This is a genomic window from Paenibacillus sp. J31R122, from assembly GCF_056269185.1.
This window is the reverse complement of record NZ_JBWDNM010000009.1, coordinates 179,959-195,578: the sequence shown is the minus strand read 5'-3', so window position 1 is coordinate 195,578 and position 15,620 is coordinate 179,959. Positions and strand designations below refer to the sequence as shown.

General features: G+C 42.4%; 14 protein-coding genes and 1 pseudogene. 5 read left to right on the top strand and 10 right to left on the bottom strand.

Translation table 11 applies throughout. From position 1 onward, the window contains the following. Window positions 1-40: 40 nt before the first annotated feature. From AC0YN7_RS16585 to AC0YN7_RS16575, 3 genes are all read right to left on the bottom strand, one after another. Complete coding sequence (locus AC0YN7_RS16585; protein ID WP_475811128.1) at window positions 41-928, bottom strand: carbohydrate ABC transporter permease; 888 nt, start codon at window positions 926-928, stop codon at window positions 41-43. Between the two features lie 14 nt (window positions 929-942). Next, window positions 943-1,875 carry an ABC transporter permease gene (locus tag AC0YN7_RS16580; RefSeq protein WP_475811127.1) on the bottom strand — a complete coding sequence of 311 codons (933 nt, stop codon included), beginning with the start codon at window positions 1,873-1,875 and terminating at the stop codon, window positions 943-945. Between the two features lie 369 nt (window positions 1,876-2,244). Next, window positions 2,245-2,892, bottom strand: coding sequence for a TetR/AcrR family transcriptional regulator (locus AC0YN7_RS16575; RefSeq protein ID WP_475811126.1), 648 nt, complete (start codon window positions 2,890-2,892; stop codon window positions 2,245-2,247). A 227-nt stretch (window positions 2,893-3,119) separates the two neighbouring features. Here AC0YN7_RS16575 and AC0YN7_RS16570 point away from each other — a divergent pair, with 227 nt between their 5' ends. Then, complete coding sequence (locus AC0YN7_RS16570; RefSeq protein ID WP_475811125.1) at window positions 3,120-4,547, top strand: PQQ-dependent sugar dehydrogenase; 1,428 nt, start codon at window positions 3,120-3,122, stop codon at window positions 4,545-4,547. Between the two features lie 378 nt (window positions 4,548-4,925). Next, window positions 4,926-5,513, top strand: coding sequence for a hypothetical protein (locus tag AC0YN7_RS16565; RefSeq protein WP_475811124.1), 588 nt, complete (start codon window positions 4,926-4,928; stop codon window positions 5,511-5,513). Window positions 5,514-5,990: 477 nt separating this feature from the next. On the opposite strand, the gene AC0YN7_RS16560 is transcribed toward AC0YN7_RS16565, so the two are convergent. Then, window positions 5,991-6,740, bottom strand: coding sequence for a suppressor of fused domain protein (locus tag AC0YN7_RS16560; protein WP_475811123.1), 750 nt, complete (start codon window positions 6,738-6,740; stop codon window positions 5,991-5,993). A 716-nt stretch (window positions 6,741-7,456) separates the two neighbouring features. Here AC0YN7_RS16560 and AC0YN7_RS16555 point away from each other — a divergent pair. Then, window positions 7,457-8,230 carry an SDR family NAD(P)-dependent oxidoreductase gene (locus AC0YN7_RS16555; RefSeq protein ID WP_475811122.1) on the top strand — a complete coding sequence of 258 codons (774 nt, stop codon included), beginning with the start codon at window positions 7,457-7,459 and terminating at the stop codon, window positions 8,228-8,230. A 460-nt stretch (window positions 8,231-8,690) separates the two neighbouring features. On the opposite strand, the gene AC0YN7_RS16550 is transcribed toward AC0YN7_RS16555, so the two are convergent. From AC0YN7_RS16550 to AC0YN7_RS16535, 4 genes are read right to left on the bottom strand one after another with little or no spacing between them, the layout of a single operon-like run. Further along, window positions 8,691-9,458: an ABC transporter permease gene (locus AC0YN7_RS16550; RefSeq protein WP_475811121.1), complete on the bottom strand. Its 768-nt coding sequence runs from the start codon at window positions 9,456-9,458 to the stop codon at window positions 8,691-8,693. Then, window positions 9,459-10,220, bottom strand: a complete 762-nt coding sequence (locus AC0YN7_RS16545; RefSeq protein ID WP_475811120.1) for an ABC transporter ATP-binding protein — start codon at window positions 10,218-10,220, stop codon at window positions 9,459-9,461. 13 nt (window positions 10,221-10,233) lie between these two features. Then, window positions 10,234-11,100, bottom strand: a complete 867-nt coding sequence (locus tag AC0YN7_RS16540; RefSeq protein ID WP_475811119.1) for a pentapeptide repeat-containing protein — start codon at window positions 11,098-11,100, stop codon at window positions 10,234-10,236. 14 nt (window positions 11,101-11,114) lie between these two features. Next, window positions 11,115-11,444, bottom strand: a complete 330-nt coding sequence (locus AC0YN7_RS16535; protein WP_475811118.1) for a PadR family transcriptional regulator — start codon at window positions 11,442-11,444, stop codon at window positions 11,115-11,117. A gap of 330 nt (window positions 11,445-11,774) precedes the next feature. On the opposite strand from AC0YN7_RS16535, the gene AC0YN7_RS16530 reads away from it, so the two are divergent. Together AC0YN7_RS16530 and AC0YN7_RS16525 are read left to right on the top strand one after the other, a co-directional pair. After that, a complete protein-coding gene (locus AC0YN7_RS16530; RefSeq protein WP_475811117.1) occupies window positions 11,775-12,200 on the top strand; it encodes an NUDIX hydrolase in 426 nt (141 codons plus the stop codon). Window positions 12,201-12,465: 265 nt separating this feature from the next. Then, window positions 12,466-13,371: an AraC family transcriptional regulator gene (locus AC0YN7_RS16525; RefSeq protein ID WP_475811116.1), complete on the top strand. Its 906-nt coding sequence runs from the start codon at window positions 12,466-12,468 to the stop codon at window positions 13,369-13,371. 607 nt (window positions 13,372-13,978) lie between these two features. Here AC0YN7_RS16525 and AC0YN7_RS16520 read toward each other — a convergent pair. Both AC0YN7_RS16520 and AC0YN7_RS16515 read right to left on the bottom strand, forming a co-directional pair. Next, window positions 13,979-14,644 carry a hypothetical protein gene (locus AC0YN7_RS16520; protein WP_475811115.1) on the bottom strand — a complete coding sequence of 222 codons (666 nt, stop codon included), beginning with the start codon at window positions 14,642-14,644 and terminating at the stop codon, window positions 13,979-13,981. Between the two features lie 30 nt (window positions 14,645-14,674). Next, window positions 14,675-15,394 (bottom strand): annotated as a pseudogene (locus AC0YN7_RS16515) (IS1595 family transposase); the annotation flags it as partial. Window positions 15,395-15,620 lie beyond the last annotated feature (226 nt).

Genomic DNA, 15,620 nt, shown 5'->3' with positions numbered 1-15,620 from the left:
AATCTCGTTTATGCTAACCAGTGGAATACTGGATGAAGCCTTATCCTTTTACCGCCCCGACCGTAATTCCTTTCACGAAATACTTTTGAAAGAAAGGATACGCAATCAGAATCGGGATGATCCCGACAACAGCCATCGCCATGCGCACCGTTTCCGTAGGAATATTTGCGGCTGAATCACTCTGATTCCCTGCGAAATTGCTGCTGGTCAAAAATTGAATGTCGAGCAAAATCCGGTTTAACAAGTTTTGCAGACTAAACAGCTTGCTATCTGTAACATAGATCATGCCGTTAAACCAATCGTTCCAATAGTGGATCGTTTGGAATAACCCGACGGTGGCGAGTATCGGAAGCGAGAGCGGCAGCACAATCTGAATGAAAGTTCTGAATTCGCCCGCTCCGTCCATTTTGGACGCTTCGATGACGGGGGCCGGTATCGAAGTCACAAAAAATGTTCGCATCAGCATGACATAAAAGGCGTTTGTCAACAGTCCGGGCACGATGAGCGCGAGCAACGTGTTTTTCAAATCGAACAATTGGGTGTACACCAAATACGTGGGTACGAGCCCGCCGTTAATCAGCATCGTGAAGAAGACGAAAAATGACCAAAACTTATTCATGGGCATATCCTTGCGCGATAACGGGTAGGCGAGCAGTGAGGTGATGATCAGGCTGACAACCGTCCCGATTACCGTGATGACGATCGTAATTCCGTAAGCGCGAAGCATTCTCTCGGCGTCGTGCCACAAATACCGGTAAGCGGACAAGCTGTACGCCTCCGGGAAAAAGGAGTACCCGTTACGAACAATCGATTGCTCGTCCGTTACGGAAGAAATTAACAGCAAAATAAACGGAAGGATGCAAATGACCGTGATGACGAGCAGAATGATGTTGACGAACCATTGCCATATCGAATATTTCGTTTTCAAGTAGGTTCTCTCCCTTAAAATAAAGCGTTGTCGCTGTTCATTTTCCTGACGATATAGTTTGACAACAAGACGAGTACAAAGCCGACGAACGATTGATACAATCCGGCAGCTGAAGACATGCCTACATCGCCAAGCGTCATGAGGGCGCGGTAGACGTACGTATCGATGACGTTCGTCGTCGATTGCAGCGCTCCCGCATTAAGCGGTACTTGATAGAACAGGCCGAAGTCGGAGTAAAAGATGCGTCCGATCTGAAGCAGTGTCATGACCGTGATTACCGGCGTGATGAGCGGAATCGTAATGCTCTTGATCTGCTGCCATTTGCTTGCCCCGTCAATGGTTGCCGCCTCGTAATATTCCGTATCGATTCCGATAATCGAGGCCAAATAAATGACGCATAAATAGCCGGCGCTTTTCCAGATGTGAACGAACGTCAAAATGTAAGGCCAATATTTCGATTCGCTATACCACGAAATTTCCTGTATTCCGAGCATCGGCAAGATCGTCTTGTTGACGAAGCCTGTTTCCAAACTGAGCATCGCAAACACCAGATAACCCACGATGACCATGGAAATCAAGTAAGGAAGCAAAATAACGCTTTGATACAATTTCGATAGGAACCGTTTCTTCACCTCATTCAGAAGGATGGCCACACCCAACGCAATGACCAAGTTAAGGAAAATGAAGACAACATTATATAGGATGGTGTTTCTGGTAATGAGAAGAGCGTCCGACGTTTTGAACAGATACTCGAAATTTTTGAACCCTATCCAATCGCTGCCGAAAATCCCTTCGGAGTAGTTGTAATCTTTGAAGGCAATGACTACGCCGAACATGGGCAAATAATTATTAATGACGATATAGAGGATTCCAGGCAGCATCATGAGAAAAAGTGCGCTATATTTCCGATACTTCCCTATCCTCTTCCCTGCAGGTATTGTTGTCATGTGACTTGTCCTTTCATGATGTTTTTATGATTACATGTCTTGCAGCCATCCTAAAACAGTTTGAAATCCGCAGCTAACGGTAAACGACTTTCTGCGAACACTTCCCCAATACATGTTTACATGCAATAAACAGTGGTTTACCACTAGTAAACACCTTGAATTATAAAATTAAATTGTTTGTGTATTATCAAGTACATGTAAAGATATTGTGTAGTAGAGCAGAACAAACTCCCCCAAAAGTGAAACACACCTTCGCAACTCATTTCTAGTACTTTCGGGGAGCCCCCGTTTATCCACAGACATCGCTTCTTAAAATTCCTGGACAATAAAAAAGATGCTCTCCATTTGAGAAGAGCATCCTGATTATTACTATCCTTGCGGTTTCAGATAAGTGAGTACCATGTCCTTCATATGTTCCAAAACGGAAGCCGGTTCAATGCCCTGGTCCAGCTGCAGCACCTTTCCTCTTACAATCATACGCTGCAAGGTAGCATTAACAACATTACTTAACGTGAATGTCACAATGTGAATATCGAGATCGCTGCGAATCGATCCGTCCGATATCCCTTCATCAAGCAGTGCGTAAAATGGATGAGTGCCTTGTCTCAAGAAGGTTATATATCGGGCTTCAAGCTCTGCATTCACATAATTTTCCCGATAAAAAGCATCGAACATAGCAATGAACCGAACATAGTTGGCTTGTTGTTCCGAAACACTTATCATATGTTCCAGCAGGTACCGAATCTTTTCAAAACCGTTGTTGCCCCTGGGAGAAAGGAAGTTGTCATCCTGCCAAAAAGCACTTAAAACGTTGATTTGCACTTCAAAAATAATTTCGTCAAGGGATCGGAAATATTTATATAGCGTTACTTTACTAATACCACAGAGCTCGACAACATCTTTGAGCGTTACAGAGGACAAGCCCCTTTCCAAAAACAACTGCTGCGCGCCTTGAATAATATCTTCACGCCGCTTGTTTCTATGCTGCTCCAATTGTTCCTTCCACTTGGGATCCACGAAAATCCTCCCTCCTTAAAACAATGAGTATTTCGTCATTTTAGCATGTTAAGCAATTATGAACCAAGTCGGGTCTTATGATTAAAAGATTAATATTTTGTAAATGGGATAGATTCGCGGTCCGCTGTCCATTCCAATCGACAGATTGCCCGGCCCTAATTGGTACTAATAGAACGGTTCTAATCATATTCTTTATAAAAAAACAATAGGAAGGAGTGTAAAGTTGGTTGATAAAAGTTAAGGTTAGTTTACGGCCCATTGTAAGCAAGATAAATTTACCCACTGTTTTGAAAACAACTATACTTCCGGGTGATTCAATTGAAAGATTATTTATTGCAACTCAGGTAGGAGAGATCTTTTACATACGAAACAGAGTTATAAGGCCTTTTTTAGATATTAGCCCGCGAATCATAAAACTTGGTGTTTCTAGTGGAGGATATGATGAACGGGGATTGCTAGGGCTAGCGTTTCATCCCGAATTTTATTATAACGGTCTTTTCTATCTTCATTTTTCAGTAGCTGGAACACAAGGTCCAGGTGCTTTCCCAGGTGCTCCTCTTGAATCTTTTAAGCCTAACCCGTGTGACCCTAGAACCTTAAACCTAAAATGGATAAATAGAGAAACTCAATACGATCATATTGATACAGTTGAAGAATGGATTCTACAATCGAATGGTCAACCTCAAAAACGGCGGACATTACTTAATATAAGAAGACCATTTTTAAACCATAATGGTGTCAATAGCTTAAACTTTTCACCTGAAACAGGAAAACTTGTTTTGACAACCGGAGATGGTGGATCAGGCTATGATCCATTTAATTTAAGTCAAGATGATATGGAAATCGCAGGTAAAATAATTGAAATTGATGTAATTAAGAATACATTTATCGATAATCCACCCGTAGTTACACGTTTTAATGAGCTACCCGTACCTATTCAGGAAACGCTTACGGTAATTGCCAAAGGAGTTCGCAATATACCAGGCATTTCATTTCAAAGGTATTATAATCAGTATATCAAATACGCAGGCAATGTCGGACAGGATCTCGTAGAGTCGATTTTTTCGTTCATTCATTATAAACCAATTCCGGTTACTCAGCTTATTCAAGCTTCTTTAATGAAATCTGAACCTGATCAAGAAGGATTTATTAACTTTGGCTGGCGAGGGTGGGAAGGTGCTTTTCCTACTTCGATGATAACAGGCTGCTCTGCAAATCCGGATTTGGATGAGAAAACAATTTCTTATTACGATGAAGCAGTAAAAACTTCAGTGCGGCGTCTTCAGCCTCTAACTAGTTATTTTCATAAAGACCCCCGAACCGATAAGTTTGGAGCAACTGCACTCACAGGAGTCCAGCCATATATGGGAAATGAAATCCCCGATTTAACGGGAAATGTTGTGTTTACCGATCTAGCTCTGGCTAAAGAATCTCAACTTCCGGTTAGAGGTGTCTTAGCTTATACCAGAGTAAGAATGGATTGTAAACTAAATGATTTTAGTGTTATTGAAACCGATTATAATTTTGGGTCTCAATCAGCGTATTATGTTAGTTTGGGAACGAATCTGAATCAAACCAAACTATATTTAGGGGTTTATAGCTCTATGAAAGTGGCTGATTTTAACCAAGGTACCATTTTTGAAATTGTTCCATAATTCATAACTATAAAATTCGACTTAATAATCCGTATTTGTACATGCCATGCCCCTCCATACGCATCATCTGTTTCTACCTGGAACTCTCGATACTCCACAAGGCCTCCTTAATCCTCTTCAGCCAACTCCTTCGTGAATATATCTTAGCAAAACCGGTCTTTCAAATCTGGTCAGATATGATCACGATGGCATTTCTTGAAGATGAGTTCAGATTCTATGGTCACCAATCAAAATGTGAGACAGATCTCCGTTTTTACGGGGGTCTATATTTTTATTTGAGGAAATTGAGCGATTTGACTAATCATTTGTCCATATCCAATAAATCCACGGACTCATATAAATGTAAAGATTCGTTGATAAAAAAGGAGGAAGCATGAAATGCACAAAAGAACAGTCATAAGAAAGGCAAATAATACGGTCAAACAACTACAAGCACCTAGAAGACATAACGGAATCCGGGCGGTTAGCGTTGCAAAGGCAATGAGAATGATGATTACCGCACAAAGATCATTGAATGCACAAAAACCGGTTGTTATTAGTCAAAGAACTAGGAGAATAAGTACGGATCGAAATTGGGTAAACGCACTTGAAATCGAGCGAAATCCGGCATGGGTAGCGCCGCGAGCTGGTGAATCGTACGTTTGGGGAAGAAATGACCCTGACGGTCCTGCTGCTGTGGTCGCCAGAAGATTTACGATTAGAGACGATATTGAGAGAGCTAGGTTATTCCTGTCCGTTGATAACTTTGCCATCGTTTTAATAAATGGACGGTCAGTAGTTATCGATAATCCGCAGGACAATGTTTCATTCTTTAATCCGGGAAGATCGTTTAATATTAGGCGTTTCCTTCGGAGAGGTGTAAATGATATTGTAATCGCCGCTTTTAACTTTCCGTCAAATGCAAACAGAAGCGCAAATAATCCAGCTGGTGTCCTTGCACGTATCGAAATTGAACTAGAAGATTAGTCCGGTAGTAGCTCGAAGACACCTAACGAATGGGTGTTTTTTCTTTATAAGTTCAATCGGTTGCGAACGCTATAACGTTGCCGACTTCGTAAACATCGCCATGTTCGACCTTACTTCGACGCAACCGGTATGTTGAACATAAAAGATTGGAGTAGACGGATATTTGTGATGACCGATTTTTTTCAAACGATGTACTCGTCATAGTTGTACTAAGCTGACTAAGCTAATGGAGGGAAATTATCAGCATTTTACGGAAATCAAAATTATGCATTAGCCGGACAGCTAAAGGTGGTAGATACAATAGTAAAGATGGTCATCCAGCCTAATCAGATACGCACAGTAAAAATAGTGCTTGAGTAGACAGTAAAAAAACACCGGATCCTGCAAGCTGCTTTCTGTATTGAACAGAAGGCAGCTTGTTTAGCTTTTGCTCAGGTCGATGTATTGATATTCATCGGTTATTAACACCTAGAGTATTTATGACGATTTGCAGGTATTTCTTCTGTTCGCATGTAACACGAGCGCTTCATTTTCTAAATCTAATAATCTTTCCATCAGTGCATCCATGCCATGCTCTAACTTATAATCCATCTCCTCTTTATACAGAGGAATCAAGAAATAGGTATGAACCTTATTACCGTCCTTGGCTGGGATGATGCTGATCTCTTCTTTTAATTGATAGAATACAACCCCATTCAAACCCGTTCCGTCAGCATAGGGTTCATAGTCCTGGTAATTGGGGATGGTATGTCCATATCCCAACCAGGTATTATACTGATGAGGAAAACGAGCCATCTGCTTCATGAGTCGGATAGGCCAGTAATTGTTATCATCCTTTACGGATTCTTCTGTTAGTTCCCAGGAAGCAGGAAGAAACATCATAACTTCCGCCCGATCGTAATGATCATCGAGCCCAGCTAGTATCTCATCTGGAATCGTCATAGGCAAGTCACTCATACCGTTCGTGTATAGCACCCAGAATGGCTCTTCTTCCGTAGGCTCCATTATATTCACATCAATATGTATGGTGTCGGATACAATCTCATGAAAGACACTGCTTGTTCTTCCGGGAAATACCGTTTCGAAATGTGCAACGATTTCTTCCACGTATTCCATAGGAGCTGGCGGCGCATAATCAGCACTTTCATCGTATTTGTAAATCGTAGTGCCATCGTTAGACTTTTCTCCGTCGTTCTTACCCCCGAATATCTTTTTAAGGAAACCCATCTAATTCTCTCTCCTTTTTTCAACAAGTCGTAAATCTTGATAATGTTAGTCTATCATATTACAAACCCCTTCTGACAAAGATATCCTCGCCTTAATTTCATAAATGCAGGAAAATGCAGGATTTTCCTCGGACGTTTTATCCGAAGATAACATCTCCGTATTCGGGAGGGATAACGTACATCAACTACACATCAAGAAATTCGAAGCAACAAATTTTATAGAGTACTTCCAACTCGTGTCAAATGACTGTGATCATCATCATTGAACTGAACGGGCAGGTCTGGATTGATGGGTTGCAATTCGAGGAAGTGGATACCAAGGTACCTACGACGAATATTGATTTTTCGTGTGATCTTCTAGACGAGCCTATGAATTTATCGTTTGAGGAGTAGGGAGGTGTTTCATGATCCGAAGTACAACCCTACCACTGGATTGCAGCTTTTAAACCTGTTGATAAATCTTGTTGTTACTTCGCGAGGAAAACCGTTGAAAGTTAGATCAAAGTAGGTTGTTTCGCAGTTGGTCCCCCGCATGTCGCCTTTACTTTTCAGCTTATATATTGCGGATCTCGCGGCTTGCTAATGGGAGTACTCATTATGAAATTGATTCAAGTATTATTTATAGATAGAATTAAATGAAGAAATGAGTTACTAATCACAAAAATCACTTTCGGCTATGTCGTATATCGTGTTAATTTAAACTAGGAGGTTGCAGCTATGGACTTAAAGTTATCTGGAAAAAAAGCACTTATTGTTGGAGGAAGCCGTGGCATTGGTAAAGCGATTGCCCGCCAAATGGCTCTGGAAGGTGTAGACTGTACGATTTGTTCAAGAAACGAATCCTCGCTAAAAATCGCTGCAGAGGAACTGGCTCAGGAAACGAAAAGAAATATCTATCCGATTGTGGCAGATACCATGAATCCTGACTCTATCCTTAAATTAGTTGAAAATTCAGCTGCGGCGATGGGGAGTATTGATATTCTAATCAACAGCGGGGCTCGGGTTGGCGGTCAAGTGCCAGAGGATTTTAACAGCATTAAAGATGAACTTATTCTGAAAGATTTTGAAGAAAAGTATTTGGGCTATTTTCGCAGTATCCGTGCTGTAGCACCTTATATGATAAAAAATAATTGGGGACGTATCATTAATATAAGCGGTTTAGCTGCTAGAATAGGCGGCAGTTATTTTAGTTCCGGTCCGCGTAATGCATCTGTTGTCCATTTAACAAAATCCGCATCATTGGAATTAGGGAAGCACGGAATTACCGTTAATGCGGTTTATCCAGGTATTGTAAGTACGGAAACATTTAGAGAACGGGTAACTGATGAGGATGCTTTACGCCAGTTAGAGGCAATGAATACACTCGGTCGCTTGATTACAGCGGAGGAAATTGCTAATGTCGTTACCTTCTTGGCTTCACCTTTGTCGGCATCGATTAGTGGCGATGTCATTTCGGTAACCGGCGGCATTGGAAATTCCGTTTATTACTAACTCAACTTTCGCAGCTGAGATCCCTGAATAAACCCTTGATATAAAAGGGCAAACCCGAAATCCATTCGTGGAGTTGACAAAGTTAAGTGGGATACGATCCAGATGAACGCGCATGGTATGCGCAGCTGGATGTGCTATCCTAAGAGTGGATAGCTCCTGCCGTATGAAGAAGGCAACTGCAAAAAAAGAGTCGTAAGGCAAAATAAAAGCACCACCTGGGTGCTTTAAGCCGAGCTGATATTTCGGCACTTGGGGCTGCGCCAGGATTTAATTTGAGAATCATCGTAATAAATTTTCACGATTTATTAGTCGGATTCCGTTGGATTTTGCGCTTCAAATTCATGTTATAACGACATTCATATCTTTACACTGCGCATCAGTTGTACCCTTATATAGGTATAGAATTTATTCTACAGGACTGTCTTCTCTGTTGTTAATACAGAAAAAGCTGTCCTTTTTTTCACACCCGCTTTTTATACACCCTCATTGCAAAGAAATAGGCTACGAGCAAAATCCCAACGCACCACGCAAGAGCGACCCATATATCATTGCCCACCGGCTGACCTGACAGTAGCGCACGGATGGCTTCCACGATCGAGGTTACCGGCTGGTTTTCGGCAAAGGCGCGAACGACCGACGGCATCGACTCGGTCGGCACAAACGCCGAGCTGATAAACGGCAGGAAGATAATCGGGTAGGAAAAGGCGCTTGCGCCATCCACCGTTTTTGCGGTCAGTCCGGCAATTGCTGCGACCCAAGTTAATGCCAGCGTAAACAGCGCGAGTATGCCGGCTACTGCAAGCCATGACAATATCCCCGCCGGCGAACGAAAGCCCATAATCAATGCTACGAGAATGATGACGAGAACCGATATGGCGTTGGATACCAGCGAGGTCAGCACATGCCCCCACAGTAAGGTGGAACGTGAAATCGGCATGGTGTGAAACCGCTCGAATATGCCCCGTTGCTTATCCAAAAACAGGCGGTAAGCCGTATAGGATATACCGCTTGCAATCGCAATCAGCAGAATACCGGGCAACAGGTAGTTCACATAGTTATCCGTACCGGTTTGGATTGCGCCGCCAAACACATAGACGAACAGCAGCATCATCGCAATCGGAGTGATGCAGACCGTGAAGATGGTGTCCATACTGCGGAAAATATGGCGCATGGAACGTCCAAGCATTACGCCCATATCGCTGAAAAAGTGTTTCTTTGCCGCCTCCATTTACTTTCCCTCCTTTTTGCCGATGATTGCGAGGAATATTTCCTCCAAAGTCGGCTGTTTCTCAACATACTCCACCTTTGCGGATGGGAAAAGCTGTTTCAGCTCCGAGAGCGTGCCGCTGGCGATAATCCTGCCCTCGTGTAGAATGGCAATTCGGTCGGCAAGCTGCTCGGCCTCCTCCAAATACTGCGTGGTTAGAAGTACCGTCGTGCCGCCGTCGGCAAGCTCCTTGACTACCTTCCAAACCTCGATGCGCGCCTCGGGGTCAAGCCCAGTGGTCGGCTCGTCGAGGAATATGATCTGAGGTTTGCCGACAAGACTCAAGGCGATGTCGAGCCTGCGGCGCATACCGCCCGAATAAGTAGAAACCCTGCGGTCGGCGGCGTCTGTCAGGCCGAAGCGTGCAAGCAAATCGTCCGCAACCTGACGCGGATTTTTAAGGTATCGCAGCTTGGCGATCATGATAAGATTTTCCCGTCCGGTCAAAATCTCGTCTACGGCAGCGAATTGTCCGGTCAGACTGATCGCCTGCCTCACATTGTCGGGCTCTGAAGCAACATCGAATCCGTTGACGGTGGCGGTGCCGCCGTCTTGTTTGAGCAGCGTGGTGAGGATTTTGACAACCGTTGTCTTGCCCGCCCCGTTGGAGCCGAGCAGGGCGAAAATACTGCCCTTTTCCACCTCGAAATCTACGCCCTTTAGCACATGAAGCTGCTTGTAGGACTTTTGCAGTCCAATGACTTGAATCGAATTATTTCGCATAACTTCCCCCTCCTTATCGAACAGTAACCTTGGACAAATCGGCCCCCATGCCTTTAAGCGCAGCATAGGTCAGCTTATCCATGACCGCGCCGTCAAAGCAGATGGTTTTGATGGAACGGTAATACTTATTGGTCAGCGAAAAAAACGCCTGAAAAGACACATTCTTGAATGTAGCGCCCCTAAACGAAACTTCGTTTAATGCCGACTTGTCAAACTTAACGCCGATAAAGGTTTGCCCGTCAAGACGCAGCCCGCTCAGGTCGGAATATATGAAGTTCACGCCGTCAAAGATACAACCTTCAAAGATTGTTTTTCTAAGGTCGGTCTTGGTTAGCGTGACGTCGGTCAGTTTTACGCCTGTGAATTTTGCTCCGTCCATCCCCGAAATGCTGAAGTTGGTGCGTACAAGGATCGATTTATTGAAGCTCGCATCCGAAAGGTCTAGGGCGGATAGGCTGCAGTCAGTCAGATTCGCGCCGTCAAAATTGGCTTCACGTACGTCGCTGGTCTTAAACGTACTGCCGGTCAAGTCTGCGCCCGCAAAGTCGGAACCGCGTAACGCGCTCGATGTAAAATTTCCTTTATGCGCAATAACGCCCGCAAAGTCGCTCATTGGCAGGTTGCTCGCGCTAAAGTTTGTCAGTACCTGCCGTTCCAGCGAGCGGGATAGGTTAGCCACCTCTTGTACCGTTTGCTCAATGTCGCCAATGCTGTCAATGGTCATCTCAAAAGCGGTTTCATCGTCCTTGCCTTCGGCTTTGAGTTCACGGAACCGCTCCTGCAAATCGGAGAGCAGGTCAGCCTTTAATTCGGTGGCGCTTTTTACCCCATCGTACGGTGCGAAAACGCTGTTCAAATAGTTGTTCAATTTCTCATTCATAACATCAAACCTCCCTATAATAAGTTTTCAAGCACGCGTTTTGCATACTCCCAGTTGCTATTGTTGCGGGCGTAAGTCGCCTTGCCCTTTTCGGTAATCCTAAAATATTTACGCCGTCCACCCTGAGATTCATCACCCCAATACCACTCGATATCACCGTCCACCTCAAGCCGGCGGACGCTGGAGTACATCGTGGCTTCCTTTAATTCATACTCACCACCCGAGCGCTCGGCAATCAGCTTGACAATCTCATAGCCGTAGCGGTCAGCTTCGGACAAGAGCCGTAAAATCATCGTATCAGTATGTCCGCGAAGCAGGTCGGATGTGATTTTGTTCTCGCTCATATAATCACCTCCGTATTTGTATAATACGACATACTACTATGAGTGTCAAGGTAATATTTTAAGTTAAGTACTTTGTTTGAAAAGTAAGATATAAATTCATAACGGTATCTAACGGATTCATTCTCTTTCGAGCTTAATCCAATCATGAAACAGATTACTGACTGACAGAGATAGAAGAACGGAAAACTATAAAACAATCACCATAAATAACGAGGCTACCAGCATGTAACGGCAGCCACATTGAGCTAATTGGCAGGATAGTTCAATCACATCGCGAATTTAAAAACTAAAGAGCTTAAAATACCTATTACGATTATAAGGAGTAATAAAATGAGTACACCGAAACATATCGTTTCTGCAGCGGCTATTGTTGTGAATGAAAGGAATGAATTATTACTTATTAAGGGACCAAGAAGAGGCTGGGAGATGCCTGGTGGTCAAGTAGAAGAAGGAGAATCCTTAAGTCAAGCTGCAATAAGAGAAACAAAAGAAGAATCCGGAATAGACATTGAAATTATCAAATTCTGCGGAATATTTCAAAACGTAGGAAATTCAATTTGTAACACCCTTTTTTTAGCGAAGCCAATAGGTGGAGAATTAATACAATCATCAGAAAGTTTGGAGACGGGATACTTCCCGATAGATGAAGCACTAAAAAAGGTTGAATGGAAAGATTTCAGAAAAAGAATAGAGCACTGTTTAAGACCTGAAATCCAACCTTTTTGTATTGAGTTTACTGATGAGAAGAATATATGATGGTATCTCAAGAAGCCGTAGGCACCATCTAATAACGTATTTACGCTTCGGGGAACAATGCTAACGGAAAACTATAGCTTCATACACACCTTAAGGAGGCAGCCGAAATCAACCGGCTGCCTTTTACACGAAAGGGCAGGATAATTCAAATAATTAAAGAATTATTACAAGGTAGAACTTTTCAATCATCTGATATTTTGCTGCATGAAAAATCAGGCGACTTGATCTACCGCATGATATGCTCCTTTTGAAAGGAGGGATCGCCGTGGATTGGCTTCAACGTATGAACCATGCTATTGACTATATTGAAGAAAACTTAGAAAATAATATTGATTATGAACAGATTGCTAGAATTGCTTTATGTTCTGTTTATCAATTTCAACGCATGTTTTCATTTGTACTTGAAATACCTTTATCAGAATATATCAGGCACAGAAGGCTTACGCTTGCCGCCTTTGATTTAAAAAACATAAATAATAAAGTGACTGATATAGCCTTGAAATATGGATATGAAACGCCAGAATCATTTTCGCGAGCATTTCAAAATCTGCATGGATTGACTCCTACATCAGCGCGCAATGCCGGAAGTCAGTTAAAAGCCTATCCTCGCATCTCCTTTCAAATTATATTAAAAGGAGTTGTCGGGATGAATTATCGAATTGAGGAACGGGATGCTTTTCAAGTTTTTGGGCTAGAGGATATATACAATTACGATAATATTACGAACCAACAAGGAGTATCTATCCCGGAGGTTTGGCAAAACATATGCAAGAATGGCGAGTTTGACAGTTTACGCCAGTCGGTAATTGGGGATTGGTGGCGCGAAGGCAATTTCAGCAAGGAACTTGGAGCAGTTTTTGCATACGATTCCTACAAATTCACAAGCAATACTACTTTTCCTTATCTTATAGGGTGTTACAAATCGGAGAATAGCATGGTCAATGAACATACTGTTGTTGATGTTCCAGCAGCTACTTGGGCGATATTTTCCACATTAAGTGATGGGAATGGCAGCGGCAACTATGATTTGCGCTCATTAAAAAATCGGATATATTCTGAATGGCTACAAACATCTAACTTTAATGTTTTGGATGGCAATTTCGAAATGTATTGTACAAACAAAGATGGATATGGGTATTGTGAGTTATGGTATCGAATTGAGGAAAAGTAAATAGGATAAACACAAAGCTCATTTCACTAATGAAGATGATAGTTCCATGCTTAAAGGCTGCCATATGGCAGCCTTTTCTTAACTAATGGGCGAATTGGCGCAATTAAAGGACTTTCTGGGCATATCTGGAATGTATTTATATCCTATGTTTCGAGTTTAATCGTACATAGTTGGTTTAAAGAATTTGATTTCTGTGACCCGGACGGAAATAAACTTAAAATTTGGCATCCAGAAGAAGAGCTTTAATAATCCTACCCAGGATATTATTTAGGGGATCTTCATTCAAATAACGGGAAACAAGAGGTCAATATACAGGAAAATTAGGCTGCCGAGAATACTTCGGCAGCCTAGTTATGCTTAAATTAACATCACACTATTGTTGAATGATACACTTCGATGAGCAGGCGCTACGATGTTGATTTATGACCATAAGAAAACCGCCTTGAAAGGCGGTTTATCGTGTCACATTCGTTAGCCCAACGGCAGTCCCTGTACAAGAACTTCTCTGTCTACAACTTTTTTATCACGGAAACGATGGTAAATCATCCAATAATTTCTCCGCTATAAAAGAAAGCTTGCGTATTAATTCCAATGTCACTATTATACCCTATTCTTTTCCTACTCCTGACAACACTATTACTGTCGGATAATCAATAACCTTACCATCATGGGTTTGATAATTAAGCCCCTTGATTCCCTCTTCCATCTCCTCTGCTGTCTGCTCGCTTCCATAAGTAAATTTATCTTGCTCCACGTCGGTAATAAGCCATTTTTTGTTATGCTTCTCCAATGTATACTTCTTAGTAGTTGCGGTGAACGGTTGTTCTTTCAACTCTTTATTTTCAATCGTGTATATATTGACTTGATTGGACTGATCCCCTTCATACACTTCCGATATGCGTACCGTTGCACTAAGTTTATCCATATCCATTCCACGAATTATATTAAGCATACGTTCTTTATGTTTGTCGTACTCCTCTTGAGGCATATTCGCCAAATCATCTCGGGTGTATGTTGTACTATCATATCCAAATACAATCTCACCGCTGATAGATGCCCAGTATTCTTCACTTACAATTTCATTTACAACTTTATGATATTGTTTATATGATTTGTTAAAGTAAATAAGATCAAACTCACTCTCTTCAACTGTCTTCACATGTTCCACTATCTGCTGTTTCTCCGAACTTCCCATCGGCGAATCAGAGGTACACGCCGCTAAAATGGTAGCAAACAATAGAAGCAACCCACACAAAAGACTTATAAATTTCATTCAAATCCCCCTTTTTTCCTGCACTTTAGCTTAACAAGAATAAGCAGAAAGCCGAAGTTTGGTGTTCGTGTTGGTCACCGTAAACAGGCACGATTTGACCAACATATTTTTCTTTTTCGATGAGGTATTCTCATATTCCTTGCTGTCAATATAACGAAACCAAGCCAAATAATGTTGCAAATATTTGGTTGAAACACCATTAATGCGGTCCATCCATTTTTTTAAGCGACTGTGATAGCTGTTCACGTTTTGGATATGGTACACGCCTTTCACACGCTGTTTTCCGTCGGACTTGAATCGATAATGAGCCAAGCCTTTTGAATTCGCATAGGAACTGAATGTCCTCCACGAATTAGTGCATAGCACGTTTGAGTCAGATAGATGACCACCAATCGCTTCATCCAATTTTGTAGTCCGAATACGTCCATGCCCAAGTACGCCAGAGTAAGTCATTTTCTGACGGTCACGGGCAACGAGTACACATACTTAGTCATTACTAATACCGCGATATTTGGCTTTTCCGCCACGTTTACGCGGCTTGTGTTCGGTGATGTTCCGCTTGCCCTTTTCTGAGTACAGAAAGTAGGTCTCGTCCATTTCAACGATAACTTGAAATGCTTCGGTTGGAACCTGCTTAAGTGCGGCAAGAATCTTATGTCGGCAGTAAAACAAGGTGACATGCGTGACTTCACCATGTAACTGCTCTGCACATTTTCTCAGCGAATAGCCCTCAATCATGCATTCAATAAATCGAACCATATCAACATTAAGGTTTAACAAAGCCTAAAAATATCTGGAGCAAAAAATAATAAAGAATTTATTACGCTAACGGATAGTTCGACGTAGCGAGGAGCAGTTCAGGCGATAGACTGCTCTATTTTTCTATGAAGGGCTGCCCAGCAGCAGCCTTTGAATTCGTTGGCGTATTTGTTATAATGGCAATAGTTTTTTAGGAGGTGCTTTATTTGATCACCCA

Excerpts from the sequence above, each read along its gene's own strand:
- AC0YN7_RS16530 (WP_475811117.1), top strand. The coding sequence starts at position 11,775 with ATGAGTACACCGAAACATATCGTTTCTGCAGCGGCTATTGTTGTGAAT.
- AC0YN7_RS16580 (WP_475811127.1), bottom strand. The coding sequence starts at position 1,875 with ATGACAACAATACCTGCAGGGAAGAGGATAGGGAAGTATCGGAAATAT.
- AC0YN7_RS16540 (WP_475811119.1), bottom strand. The coding sequence starts at position 11,100 with ATGAATGAGAAATTGAACAACTATTTGAACAGCGTTTTCGCACCGTAC.
- AC0YN7_RS16565 (WP_475811124.1), top strand. The coding sequence starts at position 4,926 with ATGCACAAAAGAACAGTCATAAGAAAGGCAAATAATACGGTCAAACAA.
- AC0YN7_RS16545 (WP_475811120.1), bottom strand. The coding sequence starts at position 10,220 with ATGCGAAATAATTCGATTCAAGTCATTGGACTGCAAAAGTCCTACAAG.
- AC0YN7_RS16560 (WP_475811123.1), bottom strand. The coding sequence starts at position 6,740 with ATGGGTTTCCTTAAAAAGATATTCGGGGGTAAGAACGACGGAGAAAAG.
- AC0YN7_RS16555 (WP_475811122.1), top strand. The coding sequence starts at position 7,457 with ATGGACTTAAAGTTATCTGGAAAAAAAGCACTTATTGTTGGAGGAAGC.
- AC0YN7_RS16535 (WP_475811118.1), bottom strand. The coding sequence starts at position 11,444 with ATGAGCGAGAACAAAATCACATCCGACCTGCTTCGCGGACATACTGAT.
- AC0YN7_RS16520 (WP_475811115.1), bottom strand. The coding sequence starts at position 14,644 with ATGAAATTTATAAGTCTTTTGTGTGGGTTGCTTCTATTGTTTGCTACC.
- AC0YN7_RS16550 (WP_475811121.1), bottom strand. The coding sequence starts at position 9,458 with ATGGAGGCGGCAAAGAAACACTTTTTCAGCGATATGGGCGTAATGCTT.